This window comes from Janthinobacterium aquaticum (assembly GCF_009208565.1).
In the GTDB taxonomy this organism is placed as follows: domain Bacteria; phylum Pseudomonadota; class Gammaproteobacteria; order Burkholderiales; family Burkholderiaceae_D; genus Janthinobacterium.
Map to the genome: position 1 here is coordinate 170,502 of NZ_WFLK01000001.1, position 17,260 is coordinate 187,761.

Here is a 17,260-nt window from a genome sequence, read left to right on the forward strand (position 1 = left end):
ACAGGCAAAAAAATTAACAATTGACAACAAATATTCTGAAAAATACCACGAGGCGTCAACGCATCGAATATCCTGCCTCCCAATAGAAAGCCTGAAATTTCCGCATGTCAGCCCGTCATCAGAATCAAACCATGACCAGGCATTCAGAACTCCGCCTGCACCACGCGCTGCACATAGTCACTGTTATTGCTGGCACTGGCAGCCGAGCACGCGCCGTTGAACGGCTGGTTGCAGGCGGTGGATACCAGCTGGTAGCGCTGCAAGGCGCCAGGACCGGTAGTGAGCGTACAGCGCACCGTCACCGTAAAGCCGCCGCTGGCGGGCACGGCGAAAGTACGGTTCGCCTCGCAGATATTGGCGCGCAGCTGGCGATACAAACCCCATTCGATGCCGGCGCGCGCCGCCTGGTAGGCGCGTGCGCCCTGCACGTCCAGCGCCGAGCTGGCGTGCTGCACGGTCGACAGGCTGACCATGGCTACGCCAAGCCCAGCCAGCACCACCAGCAGAAACACGGCGGTAATAATGCCGAAGCCGCGCGAGGGGCGGCAGATGCGTGAGGAGAGTCGGTTAGGCTTCATGGCGTATTGTTGACCTGTGCCTGCTGCATCAGCGTGACCTGGCCAGCGCTGCTATTTTTCACGCCCAGTGTGAGGTTAATCGTGATCAGGCCGCGCTGCACATTGGCCAGCTGGCCTAAGGAGAAACCGCACTCGGCAACCTGCCCGGCCAACTGGCCGCTGACCGGCGCATTGAGTAACGGCGCCGCTGCGGCATTGACTGGTTGAGCAGCCTGGATGGCATAGCCGGAATAGCGCTGCAGCGTGCCGCCGGGTGCGCAGTAATAGGTGACCGGCGTGGTCACGACCTGGAAGCGGTTGCTCTGCGAAGGCATGGCGCGCATGGTGGCGTTGCTGGGGTTGGCAGCCAAAAATGGGTTGGCGACCATAGTCACGCTATTACCGGCAACTGAGGCAACCGTGGCGCGGTTGCATTTTGCCGTACACTCATAAGCATTTACCGGTGCTGAATCACCCAGATTGTTGACCACGATAAAATCTCCGGCGCGTATTGCCTGCACGCCGCTCGGCGCGGCGCCAACGATAGTGAAGACATTGGGATTGGCTGGTGGCGCATCCGGGTCAAAGCCCAGAATATTGCCGGGCGTGGCATCGCCCTGCGCCAGGTAACGGCCGCCGGTCTTGGTCAGCAACAGTTCCAAATACTTGCGACTGGGGTCCACACGTACACTATTGGGCAGCGCCAGGCGCACATCGCGCGCAATGCGGCGCGTGGCCGTATCGGCCGCATCGGCCAGCTCGACGCGCGCAGCCGTATCAAGATAGCTGCGCACCGGGGCGCTGATAAACACCGTCACCATGCCGGCGACGATGCCGATGATCACCATCGTGACCACCAGTTCAACCAGCGTAAAGCCGCGCTGGCGGCGCAGGGATGTCGGCCTCATATCAGATTGGGCGCATAGCGCGTGCGGTAGCCGACCAGGGTAACGTTTCCGCCGGCATAAGACACCGTGACGGTAATGCGCAGGGCATTGAGATTGGCGGGTGTGGCATCCGCTGGCACCAGGGCGTCAGCCGGGCCTAACGCAACTTCAGGTGATAATGTTACAGTGGCACTGTAGCCATCTGGAAACTTGATGTCCAGCGCATCTCTGATGTAGGGCTGCGCGGTACCAAACGCTGGAACATAATCGGTCACACTCAGGTAAGGACGAGTGCCTGCTGGCTGGCCCACCGCCTGCGGCGTGGCGCAACCAGCTGTGTTGACGGCCGTTTCAGCGGCCGCATCATCGGGCTTGCAAAAGGTAAAGCGCGCGCTTTGTATCTCTTCCAGCAGGCCTTCTGCCAGCACCAGCGCCTGCTTGCGCAGCTGCGGGTCGGCGCTGCGGCTGGTGGTCAGGTTCATTACCCCCAGCACACCGGCCACGGCCACGCCAATCACCACGATAAAGATCACCAGTTCAATGATCGTAAAGCCGCACTGGCCGCGCCGGCCAAAGCGCAGGGGGTCAGTGCACATAGCCGGTCTCCGCTTCCACGATCACATTGCGCGTAACGCCAGCGCCGCTGATGGGAATCTGCATGCGCGTAAAGGTCGATACCGGATCGACGTCAGTGGCCAGAAAGGGCCGGCCCAGCGCATTGAAATAGAACACTGCAGTCGGTGGCGTATAAGTGACGTTACTGGGCCGCCCTTCGCAAAACCAGGCAGCAGCATTGCCACAGGCTGCAACGGTGCCGGGATTGCCGGAATTGGTACCGGACGGCGGGCGCACCTGGTCGGCAGCAACGCTGCAGGCAGCAGTAAAACACAGTGCAATACGGTTACTGCTCAACAAGGCAAATACGGGGCGGTTCTGCGCAATCGCCAGCTTTTGCGCATAGCGCAGCATATTGAGGTTCTGATCGGTAAAGGTGCGCGCGTCAAACGTTTCTTTCTGCACGAAGCGCGGTGCGGCAAAGGCCGCCATAATGCCGACGATTATGATCACCGTAATCAGCTCGATCATGGTGAAGCCGCGTACGCGGCGAATGCCAATCAGCACGGTAGAAGAAGACAGACCATAATGCGTCATAAGCTTGGTATGTTCAAGGTGCGCCAGTGCTGATTCGCCAACTCAAAATGCAGGCTTTAAAAAAGCCCAATCGGCGCGACGCCAATTTGGGCTCAGTGGTCGCGACAGTCAGCGACCAACTACCTGACAAAAAGTGTGCTGCTAAGTCAGCAGCCTGATTTAGCAGCCTGTTGTGGTCGCAGCCGATACCACCGCAGGAACTGTCAGCGAGGTCGCTGGCGTGTACGTAACCGTGCAATCGGTACGGGCAGGGTTCTCCGAAACAACGATAGTCGCGCCGCTGGTCGTGGTGGTGTAGTCGGCGGCGCTCAAATTGGCAGCAACCAAAATGCCGGTTGCACTAGGGTAGCCGAAAGCCATATTAACGTTGTTGACACCTTCCATGCTGATGTCTGTTAATGTCGAACCAGTAACGAGCCATTGCGAATGGGCCAGCGCGGCGGCACTTTGCAAGGTGCCGCGTGCCGCATTGATCTTGGCAATACGCGCCTGCGTCGCCATATCAACAAAACGAGGAATCGCAGTTGCCGCCAAAATACCCAGAATAACAATCACCACAACCAGTTCGATCAATGTGAAACCCGCTTGGGCGCTTTGGTTGAAACTACGTATCGATTTGTTCATGCGGATCTCCAAAAAATCATGTGAATATTGCACCTGCAAACAGACGTCTGTCTGCATTAAAAAAATGGCCTACCTGGCAGCCACTGCACCGCCTGATGAGCTCGGCATCGCCTCCAGCGTGAGAGCGTCACCAGCCTCTGTCGCTGTCGGTGGGACTTGTTTCAAGCTTACCTTGAATTTTAGCAACTCGGAACCCTCAGAGCTGAAAATGTTGCCTGCACTTAACAAATATACCAATTTTCCATCATTTTTGTCAAAAAACCAATTATCTGGATCAAGTTTTTTTGTATTGGGAGACGTCATTTCGCCCAAGTAATTGGCAGGCTTCTGTACCAACCAGTTAAAAGGATTTTTCCCGGCCAAAGCGGCGATGTCCTCTGGTCGTCTGGCAATCATCAGTTCAAGCGCTTCCAGCTTCACCTGTGCACGCAATGCGGCCAGGGTCTGGTTAAAAGCAAGCTGTCTGGCAGTTTGCGTATAGAATGACAGACGGCTCAGCAGTACCGTGGACAAAATAGCCACCACCGCTACCACCACCGCCAACTCGAACAGCGTAAAGCCAGCATCGGCGCGATGTAATCTGGCACGCATGAGCATCATTTTTGTAATGCTACCCTCCCCAAATCCCAGATCGGCAGGAAAATACCCAAAGCCAGCACCAGCACCATGGCGCCCAGGAAGGAGATCAGAATCGGCTCGATCTGCGCCGACAGCGTCTTGAGTTCGTAATCGACTTCACGCTCATACATTTCGGCTATCTCATCCATCAGATCGTCGAGTGAGCCAGATTCTTCCCCAATAGCAATCATCTGCAGCACCACCGGCGTAAAGACACCGGCACTGACGGAAGTACGCAAAATACTTTCGCCACGCTCCACACCATCGCGCATCTGTTCGACCTTGGCACACAAATAGGCGTTGTCGACCGTCTGCGAGACTACCGTCAGCGCCTGCACGATCGGCACGCCACTGGTGCTGGACAGCGCGAAACTGCGCGCAAAGCGCGACATGGTGCCTTTCTGAATGATCTTGCCGGCAATAGGGAAACGCAATTTGATGCGATCCCAGTTATAGCGACCAGCTTGCGTGCGCAGCCAGTAATTAAAACCGGCCACCGCAGCAATCGCCAGTACCAGGAGCACTGGCCAGTATTTCACCATAAAGGCGGAACTGCCAATCAGAATGCGCGTCATCAAAGGCAGCTCCGCATGGAAGCTGGCAAAGACCTTGGAAAATTGAGGGATAACGAAGATATTGACGATCACCATTGCAATAATCATGGCCACGATCACAAACATCGGATACCGCGTCGCCGACTTCACCCTCGCCCGCATATCGCGGTCGAATTCCAGATGGTCGAACAGCCGCAAGAACACCTCATCTAGCCGCCCCGTCATCTCGCCCACGCGCACCATCGACAGGTAAAACGCGGAAAACACGGTCGGATGGCGGGCCATGGCGGCCGACAGTTCGCGCCCGGCGTCGAGCGACTCGCGGATATCCTTGATCACGCGTCCGAAAGCGGGGCTGACGGCCGACTCCTGCAGGCCGGCCAGGCCGCGCATAATGGGCACGCCGGCTTTCAGGAGCGTATGCATCTGGCGGCTGAACAGCTGCACGTCCATCGAGGTAACTTTTTTCTCGGTCAGGCGCTGCCACAGGCCGAGCTCGCTGCTGGTCGTCACCGCCCTTTTGGTTTGCACGATATCGACCGGCGTGGCGCCGGTGGCGAACAGCTGGTTGGCGACCGCGCCGCTGTCGGCCCCTTCCAGCACGCCTTGCAGCAGTTCGCCGCTGGCGCTGCGGGCTTTGTAGGCGAAAAAAGGCACGTCAATCCTCGTTCTGGTTGCTGATGCGCATCGCTTCGGCAATCGTGGTGCGGCCCTGCACCACCAGTTGCACCGCATGGCGGCGCAGCGTCTCGCCGGCCATCTCGGCGTTGGCCGCCTTCAGGAAATGCGACGGGTCGGCATGGTTGGCAGCATCGACCACGGCGCGCGTCATTTCCAGCAGTTCATACACACCGGTACGGCCGCGATAGCCCATGCCGTTGCAGTGCGAGCAGCCCTTGCCATGGAAATACTGGGTGCGGTCAACCAGTTCGCCCAGCTCCATGCGCAGCCATTCGAGTTCATTGGGCAGCGGCTGGTACGGCGTGGTGCAGCTTTCGCAGATCACGCGCACCAGGCGCTGCGCCAGCACCGCCTGCAGCGAACTGCCCACCATATAGCGCGGCACGCCCATATCCATCAGGCGCAGCGGCGTGCTGGCGGCATCGTTGGTATGCAATGTTGACAGCACCAAGTGACCGGTCATCGCGGCGCGCAGACCGATCTGCGCCGTTTCCTGGTCGCGCATCTCGCCCACCAGCACGATGTCAGGGTCCTGGCGCAGGGCCGAGCGCAGCACGCGGGCAAAGTTCAGCTCGATCTTGTCGTTGACCTGCACCTGGTTGATGCCGGCCAACCGGTATTCGACCGGATCTTCCACGGTAATCAGTTTTTTCTCGACTGAGTTGAGTTCGGACAAGGCGCAATACAGCGTGGTGGTCTTGCCGCTACCGGTCGGCCCTGTGACCAGCACCAGCCCATTGGGGCGCTGCACGATGGCGCGAAAACGCTCGACCAGCGCCGGCGGCATGCCGATGCCGTCCAGTCGCAGGGCAGTGCCGCCCTGGTTGAGCAGACGCATTACCACCGATTCGCCGTATTGCGTGGGCATGGTGGAGATACGCACGTCGATGCGCTGGTTTTTTACGCGGATGGCAAAGCGGCCGTCCTGCGGCAGGCGCTTTTCGGAAATATCGAGGTCCGACATCAGTTTCAGGCGCAGCGCCAGCGAGCTGGCGATCTTGATATCGGCTTCGGTCTGGAGGTGCAGCACGCCATCGATGCGAAAGCGGATCTGCAGCCGGCTTTCCTGCGGTTCGATATGAATGTCGGAGGCGCGCACCTGGGTGGCGTCGTCAAACACCGACTGCAGCAGCTTGACGATGGGGGCCTCTTCCAGACCCGGATTGGCAGCCAGCGCGCCGAAGTCGATCGAGACATCGCCCAGGTCCTGCTCGAGCTCGCGCGTCAGGGTGGAAATGTCTTCGGTGCGGCGATAGATGCGGTCGATGGCGGCCAGCACCTCGGTTTCATTGACCACCGCCAGTTCGATATTGCGCCGCACCAGGCGCGCGATCTCGTCGTAGGCAAACAGATCGGTGGGGTCGGACATGCCGACCAACAGGCTCTCGCGGCGGTCTTCCAGCACCAGCGCGCGAAAGCGCCGCGCCTGGGTTTCCGGCAGCAGGCGCACCAGTTCCGGGTTGATATTGTAGAACTTGAGATTGATATAGGGGATGTTGAGCTGGCGCGCCAGCGCACCGGAAATCTGCTCTTCCGTGACATAGCCGTGTTCGATAAACACGCGTCCCAGCTTGCGGCCCGAGCGCTTCTGTTCCGTCAAGGCCAGACCCAATTGTTCTTCTGTCAGCAGTTTCTGCTGCACCAAAATCTCACCGAGCCGGACTTTCTCAGGCCTTGCCATGCATCGCTCCTCAGGTTTTCAAGCGGCGTCCACTGCGCCTACGGCATTTTATGCCAGAACGCATTGTTTCTTAAAGAAAATATATTCTTGCTTGGCATTTTCATCTTGTTTGTCAAGCGATGCAGAAACGCTTGCGGCCTGGCCCAGCGCATGGCCATAATGGCGTTCAATGACTGATCAAGTACCCATGAGCGACTGCGCCATCCGCTTTCACGCCGTACACAAACAACTGGCCGGCAGGCCGGTGCTGGGCGGTATCTCGCTCGATATCAGACCTGGCGAACTGTTCGGTCTGGTCGGCATCAACGGCGCCGGCAAGACCACCTTGCTGCACTGCCTGCTCGACTTCTGCACGCCAGAGGCAGGCGACATTGCCATCTTCGGCCAGCCGCAGCACCGCAGCGCGTCGCGCGCACCGCTGGCCTTCCTGCCAGAGCGTTTCCAGGCGCCGTATTACCTGCAAGGGCGCGAAGTTCTGCAGTATCTGCTGGGCCTGCATGGCGTGCGCTACCAGGAAGCGCTCGTCCTGCAGACGCTGGCCCTGCTCGAACTCGATGCCGGCGCCTTGCTGCGCCCTGCCCGCAGCTATTCCAAGGGCATGATGCAAAAGCTGGGGCTGGCCGCCTGCCTGCTGTCGGGCAAGCAGCAACTGGTGCTGGACGAACCGATGAGCGGGCTCGACCCCAAGGCGCGCGCGCTGTTCAAGGGCGCCTTACGGCAATGGCAGGCGGCCGGACGCGGCGTGCTGCTGACCTCGCATGCACTGGCCGATATCGATGAACTGTGCGACCGCATGGCCATCCTGCATGGCGGACGCATCGCCTTTGCCGGCACGCCCGCGCAGTGCCGCGCCCGCCACGGTGGGGCGGCCGGCGCCAGCCTGGAACAGGCTTTTCTGAACGCCATTGCATGAGCGCGCTCTACCTGCGCCATTTCGGACTGCGGGCAGCGCCGTTCGGCATCACGCCCGATCCGGCCTTTTTCTACGCCGGCAATACGCGCGGCGCGCTGCTCGAGGCACTGGTCTATGCCGTCGAACAGGGCGCTGGCATCATCAAGCTGTCCGGCGAAGTAGGCAGCGGCAAGACCATGTTGTGCCGCATGCTGGCCGCGCGCCTGCCGGCTCATATCGATGTGCTGTATCTGCTCAACCCGCGTCTGGGTCCCGACGAGGTGATGGCGGCGCTCGGCGACGAACTGGGCCTGCAGCTCGACGGCCAGCGTGCCGACGTGGTGCTGCGCGCCTTGCACGCCGAACTGATCGCGCGCCATGCTGGCGGGCGCCAGGTGGTGCTGCTGGCCGAGGAAGCGCAGGCCATGCCGGTCGACACGCTTGAAGCGCTGCGCCTGCTAACCAATCTGGAAACGGCCAGCCACAAGCTGCTGCAGATCGTGCTGTTCGGCCAGCCCGAACTCGACCAGACGCTGGCGCTGCCGCAACTGCGCCAGTTCAACGAACGCATTACCCAGCACTTTGCCATGCCGCGCCTGCCGCCCGCCCTGTTGCCCGAGTATCTGCAATGCCGTCTGGCCGCTGCCGGACGCAACGCGCCGCTGCCGTTTTCACTCGGCGCACTATGGCTGCTGACGCGCACCTCGCAAGGCACAGTGCGGCGCGTCAATATCCTGGCCGACAAGGCGCTGCTGGCCGCCTATGCCGACGACGCGCAGCAGATCAGCGCGCGCCATCTGCGCCAGGCGATTGCCGACAGTGCGTTCAGGCCAGCGAGACGGCACGGCACTTGGCTGGCCTGTGCGCTGGCAGTAGTGGGGCTGATCCTGGCGGCACTGCTATGGCGTTAAGCCATGCAACATTGCAGCCCGACAAATAAAATATCCACAAGGAAATTTCAACCTGCCGGGCTGCACGGTGCGGCGTTGCAGCCGCCGGCTTTATTTCACGGGGCAGCGCTGATGTTGCCATTTGCACGATTGCATTTTAACCAGCACGGTGGTTAAAATTGCAAAGGCACCTCTCGACTCCAAGGGCGACTCTTTTCATGCACAACCACCCTCTCCCTTTGCTGGCCTGCTGTGCCATGCTGGCCGGCTGCGCCGCGCACCAGACGCCGCTGTCGCCGGCACACATCAATGAGGCGCCGCGTCCGGCCGGGCTGATTCCCGACACGGTACAGCAAAGTCTGAGCGCGCCTGCGCCGACGCCGGGCGCCAAAGTGGAGACCTACAGCGTGACGGTGCACAAGGTGCCGGTGCAGTCGCTGCTGTTTGCGCTGGCGCGCGATGCCGGCATGAATGTCGACATCCACCCCCAGATCGAAGGCACGGTCACGCTTAACGCGCTTAACCAGACCTTGCCGCAATTACTCAACCGCATCGGCAGGCAGGTCGACATGCGCTATGAAATCGACGGCAAGAACCTTTTGGTGTTGCCGGACGCGCCGGTATGGCGCACCTACAAGGTCGATTACGTGAATATGGCGCGCAGTACCAACAGCAGCGTCAATATCGCCACGCAGATTTCCACCGCTGGCGGCGCCAGCAATAACGCCGCCAACCCGGTGCAGGGCGGCGGCAACGGCAACAACAATTCCACCAGCCTGGTGGTCAACCGCTCGGAAAACAACTTCTGGTATAGCCTGGAAAAAAATATCCGCGACCTGCTGCGCGAGACCACGCTCAACGACAAGCTGACCGACCCGCTGGCGCAGCTGAATCAGCAGCTTGCCGGCCTGCAAGCCCAAGGCCAGCCCGGCCAGGGGCAGCCCCAAGGGCAGTTCCAGTCGCCGGCCGCCAGTGCGCCGGTGTCGGGCATGCCGTCGACGCGCTATATGTCGCCCGATCCGGTGGCGGCGCCAGGCCAATATGGCGGCCAGGGCTACCAGGCGCCAGGCCAACCGGCTGGCACCATACAGAACAACAGTGCCACCGACGCCAACGGCATGGCGCTGCCCAAGCTGGCCAACAAGGGCGAATCGTCTTCGGTGGTGGTCAACGTGGAAGGCGGCCTGATCGCCGTGCGCGCCACCGGCCGCCAGCATGAAAAGGTCAAAGAGTTTCTCGACCTGGTGCTGCACAGCGCCAAGCGCCAGGTGCTGATCGAAGCCACCATCCTGGAAGTGCGCCTGAGCGACGAATACCAGCAGGGCATCAACTGGTCGCGCCTGACCGGCAATTTGCGTCTCAACCAGCAGCAGGTCGGCTCACCGGCGCTGCCCAGTGGCGTTACACCCGGCACCACGCCCGGCATTTTCGTGCTCAACTACCTGAAAGACAGTTTTTCCACCACCATCCAGTTGCTTGAATCGTTCGGCAAGGTGAAAGTGCTGTCGAGCCCGAAAATCAGCGTGCTCAACAACCAGACCGCCATGCTCAAAGTGGTCGACAACAACGTGTTCTTTACCATCAAGGTCACGCCGGCCGTGATCAGCTCGACCGGCACCGTCACCACCCCGGCCACCTATGAATCGAAACTGGAAACGGTGCCGGTCGGCTTTGTGATGAGCGTCACGCCACAGATTTCCGACAGCGATGAAGTCACGCTCAATGTGCGCCCGACCATTACCCGCATCGTCGGCTATGTGCAGGACCCCAATCCGGCCCTGGCCACGGCCAATGTGCAAAGCCGGGTGCCGGTGATCCAGGCGCGCGAACTCGAATCGATCATGAAGGTCAGCAGCGGCCAGGTGGCGGTGATGGGCGGGCTGATGCAGGACTCGATCGACAATCTGAAAGACGGCGTGCCGGGACTGTCCAGCCTGCCGGTGGTGGGCAATCTGTTTTCCTACCGTAATGAAACCAGCAGCAAGACCGAACTGGTAATCTTCATGCGCCCGGTGGTGGTCAAGGACGCCAGCATCGAAGGCGATTACCGCGACTACCGCTATCTGCTGCCGGGCCAGAAACCGCTCAACAGCCAGCCATATGCGGAGCCGGTCCCGCAACAGGGAGGCCAGCCATGAGTTTGCTGATGCAGGCGCTCAAGAAAGCCGAGCGTGCCAAACAGGCCAGCTTGCACGAGGACGAGCTGGAAAAGCCGTCCGAGGCGTATGACCAGGTGCTGGAACTGGCGCCGGCCGACACTGTGCTGCCGTCCTCTCGCACGGCAACTGACGCGCCGCCGCAGGCGCTGGCAGGCTTGAGCCTGGAACCACTGAACGGCGCGCCAGCCGCGCCGCCCTACCAGGCGCCGTCAGCTGCTGCGGCGCCCGAAGCGTCGGGCGCCGAGCCGCCGCGCACTGAGACGCCGCGGGCAGAAACGCCACGCACCTCGGCAGCCAGACCGCGCGCGGCCAGCGCCAGCCGCAGCACCACGCCGCCGCGCAGCGCCGTCAGCATCGATCCGGCCACGTTGCGCCTGGCCGTGCTGCTGAGCGTGCTACTACTGGTGGTGGCGGCCATGGGCTATTGGTACTGGCGCGCCACCAGCAGCCCGGGCGCCGGCGCCAGCCTGCCCGGCGTGCCGATGCCGTTGACGGATGCGCCCGGTACTGTGGCCGGCGCCGGACCGCTGGTGATTTTGCCGGCCACCAACGGTCCGGTCCAGCCCGCACAGGAACCGGAAAGCGCCGCGCTGCGCGAAGAAGAAGCGCCGGCCGCCTCGCTGGCGCAGCAGCAGGCAATGATCCAGTCGGCGGTGCAGGCGGCAGTGCAGGCGCAGTTGGCGCAGATGCCGCCGGCCGCGCCGCCGACGCTGGCGCCGGTGATGGCGCCGCCAGCCAGTCATATACAGGTTATGCGCAACGACGCCGCGCTGCAGGTGGCGCCCGGCGTGCAGCAGGGTTATCAGGCGTTGAGCACGGGCCAGCTGGCGCCGGCGCGCCAGCAGTACGAGGCCGTGCTGGCGCAGGATCCGGTCAACCGCGACGCCCTGCTCGGCCTGGCGACGGTGGCGCTGCGCGAGCAGCAAGGCGCGCAGGCGGCCGCCCTGTACGTGCGTCTGCTCGAACTCAATCCCGATGACGGCGTGGCCCTGGCCGGCCTGGTCGGCTTGCGCCAGGGCGACCTGGTGCAAAGCGAAGCGCGCCTGAAAGCCATCCTGGAACGCACGCCCGACAGCGGCCCGGTCTTGTTTGCACTGGGCAATGTGTACGCCAAACAGCGCCGCTGGAGCGAAGCCCAGCAGCAGTTTTTCCGCGCCTACAGCGCCGTGCCGGACAATCCCGACTACGCCTTCAACCTGGCGGTGGGACTGGACCGGCTGAACCAGCCGCGCCTGGCCGCCAGCTATTACCAGCGCGCCTTGAGCCTGGCGCAAGCTGCGCCGGCCGGGTTTGACCGCACTGCCGCCCAGGTCCGGCTGCAGGAGCTGGGCGGCGCCAATACCGGTACCGGCGCAGCCGATATCATCATCACGCGTCAACAATAAGAAAAGAAGCGCATCGATGGCAGAACCAGCCAAACTTCCCCTGGGCAAATTGCTGATCAAGAAAGGCGTGATCAGCGAGGACCAGCTGCGCATCGCGCTGATCGAGCAGAAGCGCAGCAGCGAGCCGCTGGGCAAGTTGCTGATCACGCTGGGCTTTGTGACGGAAGCCACCGTGCGCGAGGCGCTGAGCGAAAACCTGAAGCAGGAAAGCGCCGACCTGACCAGTCTGGTGGTGGACGCCATCGCCTTGAAACTGATTCCCAAGGAGGTGGCCAAGCGCTATCGCGTGTTTCCTATCGTGTATGAGCGCCACAGCGACAATCTGATCCTGGCCATGGCCGACACCAGCAATATCGTCGCGCTCGACCAGATCGCCGCCATGCTGGTCAAGGGCATTACGATTACGCCGCTGCTGGTCAATGAATCCGATATTGCGCGTGCGATCGACCAGTATTACGGTTTCGAGCTGTCGATCGACGGCATTTTGCACGAGATTGAAACGGGCGAAGTCAATTACCAGAGCATGGCTTCACCGTCCGACGAATACAGCCAGCCGATGGTGCGCCTGATCGATGCGCTGCTGGCCGACGCGGTGCAAAACGGCGCCTCGGACATCCATTTCGAGCCGGAGCAGTCGTTCCTGCGCATCCGCTACCGCATCGACGGCATCCTGCGCCAGATCCGCAGCCTGCACAAATCGTACTGGCCGGCCATGGCGGTGCGCCTGAAGGTGATCTCGAACATGAATATCGCCGAGGCGCGCGCGCCGCAGGACGGGCGCATCACGATCCGCTTTTCCGGCCGGCAGATCGACTTTCGCGCTTCGGCCCAGCCCACCACGCATGGCGAGAACTTCGTGTTGCGCGTGCTCGACCGCCAGAAAGGCATCGTGCCGCTGGACGCGCTGGGCCTGGCCGAGACCGAGCTGAACCTGTTGAAACTGATGATCGCGCGCCCCGACGGGGTGATCCTGGTGACCGGGCCGACCGGCAGCGGCAAGACCACCACCCTGTACTCGATCATCAACCATATCAATACCGAAAGCATCAATATCATGACGCTGGAAGACCCGGTCGAGTATCCGATGAACATGATACGCCAGACCTCGGTCAACGAATCGGTCAAGCTCGGCTTTGCCGACGGCATCCGCTCGATGATGCGCCAGGACCCGGATGTGATACTGGTCGGCGAAATCCGCGACCGCGAAACAGCCGAAATGGCCTTTGCCGCCGCCATGACCGGCCATCAGGTCTATTCCACGCTGCATACCAATTCGGCCATCGGTTCGCTCACGCGCCTGCTCGATATCGGCATCCTGCCCGATATTATGGCCGGCAATATCATCGGCATTATCGCCCAGCGCCTGGTGCGCGTGCTGTGTCCGCATTGCAAGGAGACGACGCTGGCCGACGAGGTCGAGCGGCGCCTCTTGGGCCTGGGTGCGGACGATGCGCCAGCTACCGTCTGCCATGCCGTCGGTTGCGAGCGCTGCGCGCATCAGGGCTACAAGGGCCGCCTGGCGATTATGGAACTGCTGAAAATGACGCCCGAACTCGATGAAATGACGGCGCGGCGCGCCACCATGCGCGAACTGAAGAACGCGGCGCGCGCCAGCGGCTTTCATGCGCTGGTCGACGACGGCCTGCGCCGCGTGCGCGAAGGCGTCACCACGCTCGAAGAAGTGGCGCGCGTGGTCGACCTGACGGACAGGTTGGCCTGATGGCGCAATACGTCTACCGCGCCATGGACGCTGCCGGCGCCGTCATTCCGGGCAGCATGGAAGCGGCCAATGTGCCTGACCTGGAAGCGCGGCTGCACCGCATGCAGCTCGACCTGATCGACTGCAAGGTGACCGGCCAACATCTGGTATTGCTGGGCAAGCGCGTGATCCACCGGCGCGACCTGATCAACTTCTGCTTTCACATGGAGCAGCTGACCGGCGCCGGCGTGCCGATCCTGGAAGGGTTGAACGACCTGCGCGACAGCACCGACCATCCGCGCTTGCGCGAAGTGGTGACCGACCTGATCGAAAGTATCGAAGGCGGCCTGCCGCTGTCCGGGGCGCTGGCCTTGCATGGCGATATCTTCGACGCTACTTTTACCAGCCTGATCCTCGCCGGCGAGCAGAGCGGCAAGATTGCCGACGTCTTTAAAAATCTGTCGGAAAGTCTCAAGTGGCAAGATGAACTCGCCTCGCAGACGCGCAAGATCATGATGTACCCGGTAGTGGTGGCACTGGTGGTCGCCGCCGTCACGTTCTTCCTGATGATCTATCTGGTGCCACAACTGACCGCGTTTATCCGCAATATGGGCGGCGAACTGCCGCTGCATACACGCGTGCTGATCGTGGTGTCGAATATCTTTATCGATTACTGGTATCTGCTGCTGGCCCTGCCGCTGGCCGGCTTTGCCGGCGCACGCGCCTGGCTCAAACGCAGCGAGGCGGCGCGCTTTGCGTTTGACGCCATGAAACTGCGGCTGTGGCTGATCGGGCCGGTACTGCATAAAATCATCCTGGCGCGCTTTGCCACCTTTTTTGCGCTGATGTATGCGTCGGGCATTACCATCCTCGAGTGTATCCGCCTGTCCGAAGGCATTGCCGGCAACCACGTGGTGGCGGCCGGCCTGCGCCGCGCCGCGCAGCTGATCGGCGAAGGCCAGGGCGTCACCGCAGCGTTCCAGCAGACCGGCATTTTTCCACCGCTGGTGATCCGCATGCTCAAGGTTGGCGAGGCTACCGGCTCGCTCGATACGGCGCTGCGCAATGTCAGCTATTTCTACAACCGCGAAGTGAAGGAGCTGATAGAAAAAGTGCAGGCCATGATCGAGCCGGCCATGACGGTGATCCTGGGCCTGCTGCTGGGCTGGATCATGTTGTCGGTGCTGGGGCCGATCTACGACACCATCAGCAATATCAAGACGTGAGGCCGCCGTGTTGCGCAAACAACTGCTTTACCTGACCAGCGACGCGCTGTGCGCCTATGACTGGCGCAACGGCGCGCTGGGCCCCGGCCGGCACTTCGAGGCCAGCGCCAAGGGCATCGACGCGTTTGCCGCCTGGCTGGAAGAACCCGGTGCACAGCGCTGCGACACGCCGGTTTATCTGCTGACCGACCTGATCGAGGAAGATTTCCAGCGCCAGCTGCTGCCGCATGTGCGCGGCAAGGCTGGCCGCGCGCTGCTGGCGCGGCGCCAGCAGCAGCTGCACCGCGACACGCCCTATCGCGGCAGCACTATGCTGGGACGCGAAAGCACGGGCCGCCACGATGACCAGGTGCTGTTTTTTGCGCTGACCAACCCTGCCCTGCTGCAGCCGTGGACCGAGGCGATTGAGCATCTGCAGGTGCCGCTGGCCGGCATCTACTCGACCAGCCTGCTCAGCATTGCGCTGGTACAGCGCCTGGCGCTGCCGCATGAACACCTGCTGCTGGTCACGCAGCAGTCGGGCGGCCTGCGGCAAAGCTATTACGACGGCGGCCAGCTGCGCTTTTCACGCCAGACGGCGGCCATTGCACTCGACGGCGTGGCCGTCAATATCGCGCTGGAGACGGAAAAAACGCGCCAGTTCCTGACCAGCACGCGCATGCTCGAACGCGGCGACGTGCTCCATACCGTCATTGTGGCCCCTGGCGAGCAGATCACCAGGCTCGAACTGCTGTGCGACAACGGCGTGGAAGTGGCGTATCACTTTATCGACATGCAGGCGGCCAGCGAACGCGTGGGCCTGCACGCCACGCCGGCGCTGGCCGACCAGCTGCTGCTGACCCTGCTGGGCAGGCAGCCGCCGCCATCCCACTATCCGCCCGGCGCGCTGGCGCGCTATGATCATTTCCGGCGCGCGCGCACGGCGCTGTACGGCGCCAGCGCACTGATCGGCGCCTCGGCGCTGCTGTGGTGCGTCGCCAACCTGCTGGGCGGCTACGACGATGCCGGCGACAGCGCGCGCCTGCAGCAGGAGGCGGCATCCTACCAGCAGCGCTATCGCAACGTCATGGCCGGCCTGCCTCCAGCGCCCGAAAAAACCCGGAACATGAAAGCTGCCGTCATGATGGAACATTTGCTGGCCACCCAGGCGCCCGAGCCGGGCCGGTTGCTGGTCATGCTCAGCAGCGCGCTCGACCAGGCGCCGCAGGTCAGGCTCAGTTCGCTGCACTGGCATGCCGGCGAAGCGCCGCCGCGCAGCGCCGGCATGCAGCAGGCGCCGCCGTCCCAAGCTGCCGGCAGCGCCATCGACAGCGCGCTGGCCGGCATTCCGGCTGCGCCGCCGCAGGCGCTGCGGGTGGAACTCGATGTCGACATGCCACGCAACGACTATCGCAGCGCGCTGTCGGCCGTCACCGCGTTTGCACAGCGACTGGCGCGCCAGCCGCACATGACGGTCGCGATCGAGGAAGCGCCGCTGGACCTGCGCCCCAGCGTTCCCCTGGCCGGCAAGAGCGCGCTGGCGGCAGCCGATACGCCGGCGCGCTTCACCGTGCTGCTGGCGTGGCGGCCATGAGCGCGCCCGGCATGAAAAAGCCGGCGCCGGCCACGCGCGCGCTGCCGCTGTGGCTGGGCGAACTGCATCTGGTGCGGCGCGCACTGCTGTGCTTTGCCGCCACGCTGATCATCAGCCTGGTGCTGCTGGGCGTCACCGGCAGCTATCGCCAGCAGCAGGCCCAGCAACTGGAGCAGGCGCAAAGGTCGCGCACGGCGGCGGCCTCGCTGTTCAACCAGGTGGAAACGGAAAAGCAGGAAATACGCACTTACGGGCCACGCTTTGAAGCGCTGCGCCAGCGCGGCCTGATCGGCGAGGAAAACCGCCTGGCCTGGATCGACGCCATGCAGCGCAGCCAGGCGCGCCGCAAGTTGCTGCCGCTCAGCTATGAAATCAGCGCCCAGCAGACGCTGAAAGTACCGCTGCCTTTGAGCATGGGCCAGTATCAGTTGCGCGCCAGTCAAATGCGGCTGCATATGGACTTGCTGCATGAAGGCGATATGTTGGCTTTCCTGAACGACTTGCGCCGCGCCGGCTATATCGCCGTGCACGATTGCGCGATCCGCCGCAGCAGTGGCGGTGACAGCGGCGGCAGCAGTATTGCCAACGACGCTGCAGCGGCGCCCATGCTGAGCGCCGACTGCAGCCTGCTGTGGCTGACATTGGGCCAGACGCCCGACGCTGCCGGGGTGCAGCCATGAGG

General features: G+C 62.4%; 16 protein-coding genes. 8 read left to right on the forward strand and 8 right to left on the reverse strand.

The features are described from left to right. Nucleotides 1–143: 143 nt before the first annotated feature. The 8 genes from GCM43_RS00720 to GCM43_RS00755 all read right to left on the reverse strand — a co-directional run bounded on the left by GCM43_RS00720 (nucleotide 144) and on the right by GCM43_RS00755 (nucleotide 6,754). Nucleotides 144–578, reverse strand: a complete 435-nt coding sequence (locus GCM43_RS00720) for an agglutinin biogenesis protein MshP (RefSeq protein ID WP_152241602.1) — start codon at nucleotides 576–578, stop codon at nucleotides 144–146. Next, nucleotides 575–1,465, reverse strand: a complete 891-nt coding sequence (locus GCM43_RS00725) for a type II secretion system protein (RefSeq protein ID WP_152241603.1) — start codon at nucleotides 1,463–1,465, stop codon at nucleotides 575–577. Before GCM43_RS00725 ends, GCM43_RS00720 begins: the two co-directional genes overlap by 4 nt. Then, nucleotides 1,462–2,040, reverse strand: a complete 579-nt coding sequence (locus GCM43_RS00730; RefSeq protein WP_152241604.1) for a type IV pilus modification PilV family protein — start codon at nucleotides 2,038–2,040, stop codon at nucleotides 1,462–1,464. Before GCM43_RS00730 ends, GCM43_RS00725 begins: the two co-directional genes overlap by 4 nt. Continuing rightward, on the reverse strand, nucleotides 2,030–2,596 hold the full coding sequence (locus GCM43_RS00735; RefSeq protein ID WP_152241605.1) for a pilus assembly FimT family protein: 567 nt from the start codon (nucleotides 2,594–2,596) through the stop codon (nucleotides 2,030–2,032). The genes GCM43_RS00730 and GCM43_RS00735 overlap by 11 nt, the downstream gene beginning before the upstream one ends. 159 nt (nucleotides 2,597–2,755) lie before the next feature. Further along, nucleotides 2,756–3,220 (reverse strand): type II secretion system protein, encoded by a 465-nt coding sequence (locus GCM43_RS26455; protein ID WP_152241606.1) that lies wholly within the window; start codon nucleotides 3,218–3,220, stop codon nucleotides 2,756–2,758. Nucleotides 3,221–3,289: 69 nt separating this feature from the next. Beyond that, complete coding sequence (locus tag GCM43_RS00745) at nucleotides 3,290–3,820, reverse strand: prepilin-type N-terminal cleavage/methylation domain-containing protein (protein WP_152241607.1); 531 nt, start codon at nucleotides 3,818–3,820, stop codon at nucleotides 3,290–3,292. Continuing rightward, on the reverse strand, nucleotides 3,817–5,049 hold the full coding sequence (locus GCM43_RS00750; RefSeq protein ID WP_152241608.1) for a type II secretion system F family protein: 1,233 nt from the start codon (nucleotides 5,047–5,049) through the stop codon (nucleotides 3,817–3,819). The genes GCM43_RS00745 and GCM43_RS00750 overlap by 4 nt, the downstream gene beginning before the upstream one ends. Before the next feature lies 1 nt (nucleotide 5,050). Further along, entirely contained in the window at nucleotides 5,051–6,754 is a 1,704-nt protein-coding gene (locus tag GCM43_RS00755) for a GspE/PulE family protein (protein WP_152241609.1), read from the reverse strand. A 169-nt stretch (nucleotides 6,755–6,923) separates the two neighbouring features. Here GCM43_RS00755 and GCM43_RS00760 point away from each other — a divergent pair, with 169 nt between their 5' ends. The 8 genes from GCM43_RS00760 (at nucleotide 6,924) to GCM43_RS00795 (ending at nucleotide 17,258) form a co-directional block, all read left to right on the forward strand. Beyond that, nucleotides 6,924–7,667 carry an ABC transporter ATP-binding protein gene (locus GCM43_RS00760; RefSeq protein WP_226929256.1) on the forward strand — a complete coding sequence of 248 codons (744 nt, stop codon included), beginning with the start codon at nucleotides 6,924–6,926 and terminating at the stop codon, nucleotides 7,665–7,667. Continuing rightward, nucleotides 7,664–8,557 carry an ExeA family protein gene (locus GCM43_RS00765; protein WP_152241610.1) on the forward strand — a complete coding sequence of 298 codons (894 nt, stop codon included), beginning with the start codon at nucleotides 7,664–7,666 and terminating at the stop codon, nucleotides 8,555–8,557. The genes GCM43_RS00760 and GCM43_RS00765 overlap by 4 nt, the downstream gene beginning before the upstream one ends. A 197-nt stretch (nucleotides 8,558–8,754) precedes the next feature. Next, complete coding sequence (gene mshL, locus GCM43_RS00770; RefSeq protein WP_193315485.1) at nucleotides 8,755–10,674, forward strand: pilus (MSHA type) biogenesis protein MshL; 1,920 nt, start codon at nucleotides 8,755–8,757, stop codon at nucleotides 10,672–10,674. Then, the gene (locus GCM43_RS00775; RefSeq protein WP_226929257.1) at nucleotides 10,671–12,080 is read left to right on the forward strand and encodes a tetratricopeptide repeat protein; all 1,410 of its coding nucleotides are present in this window, start codon (nucleotides 10,671–10,673) and stop codon (nucleotides 12,078–12,080) included. Before mshL ends, GCM43_RS00775 begins: the two co-directional genes overlap by 4 nt. 16 nt (nucleotides 12,081–12,096) lie before the next feature. Beyond that, nucleotides 12,097–13,800 carry a GspE/PulE family protein gene (locus GCM43_RS00780; RefSeq protein WP_152241611.1) on the forward strand — a complete coding sequence of 568 codons (1,704 nt, stop codon included), beginning with the start codon at nucleotides 12,097–12,099 and terminating at the stop codon, nucleotides 13,798–13,800. Next, the gene (locus GCM43_RS00785; protein WP_152241612.1) at nucleotides 13,800–15,005 is read left to right on the forward strand and encodes a type II secretion system F family protein; all 1,206 of its coding nucleotides are present in this window, start codon (nucleotides 13,800–13,802) and stop codon (nucleotides 15,003–15,005) included. Before GCM43_RS00780 ends, GCM43_RS00785 begins: the two co-directional genes overlap by 1 nt. Before the next feature lie 7 nt (nucleotides 15,006–15,012). Then, the gene (locus tag GCM43_RS00790) at nucleotides 15,013–16,578 is read left to right on the forward strand and encodes a hypothetical protein (protein ID WP_152241613.1); all 1,566 of its coding nucleotides are present in this window, start codon (nucleotides 15,013–15,015) and stop codon (nucleotides 16,576–16,578) included. Then, nucleotides 16,575–17,258: a hypothetical protein gene (locus GCM43_RS00795; protein ID WP_152241614.1), complete on the forward strand. Its 684-nt coding sequence runs from the start codon at nucleotides 16,575–16,577 to the stop codon at nucleotides 17,256–17,258. Before GCM43_RS00790 ends, GCM43_RS00795 begins: the two co-directional genes overlap by 4 nt. Nucleotides 17,259–17,260: the final 2 nt, after the last annotated feature.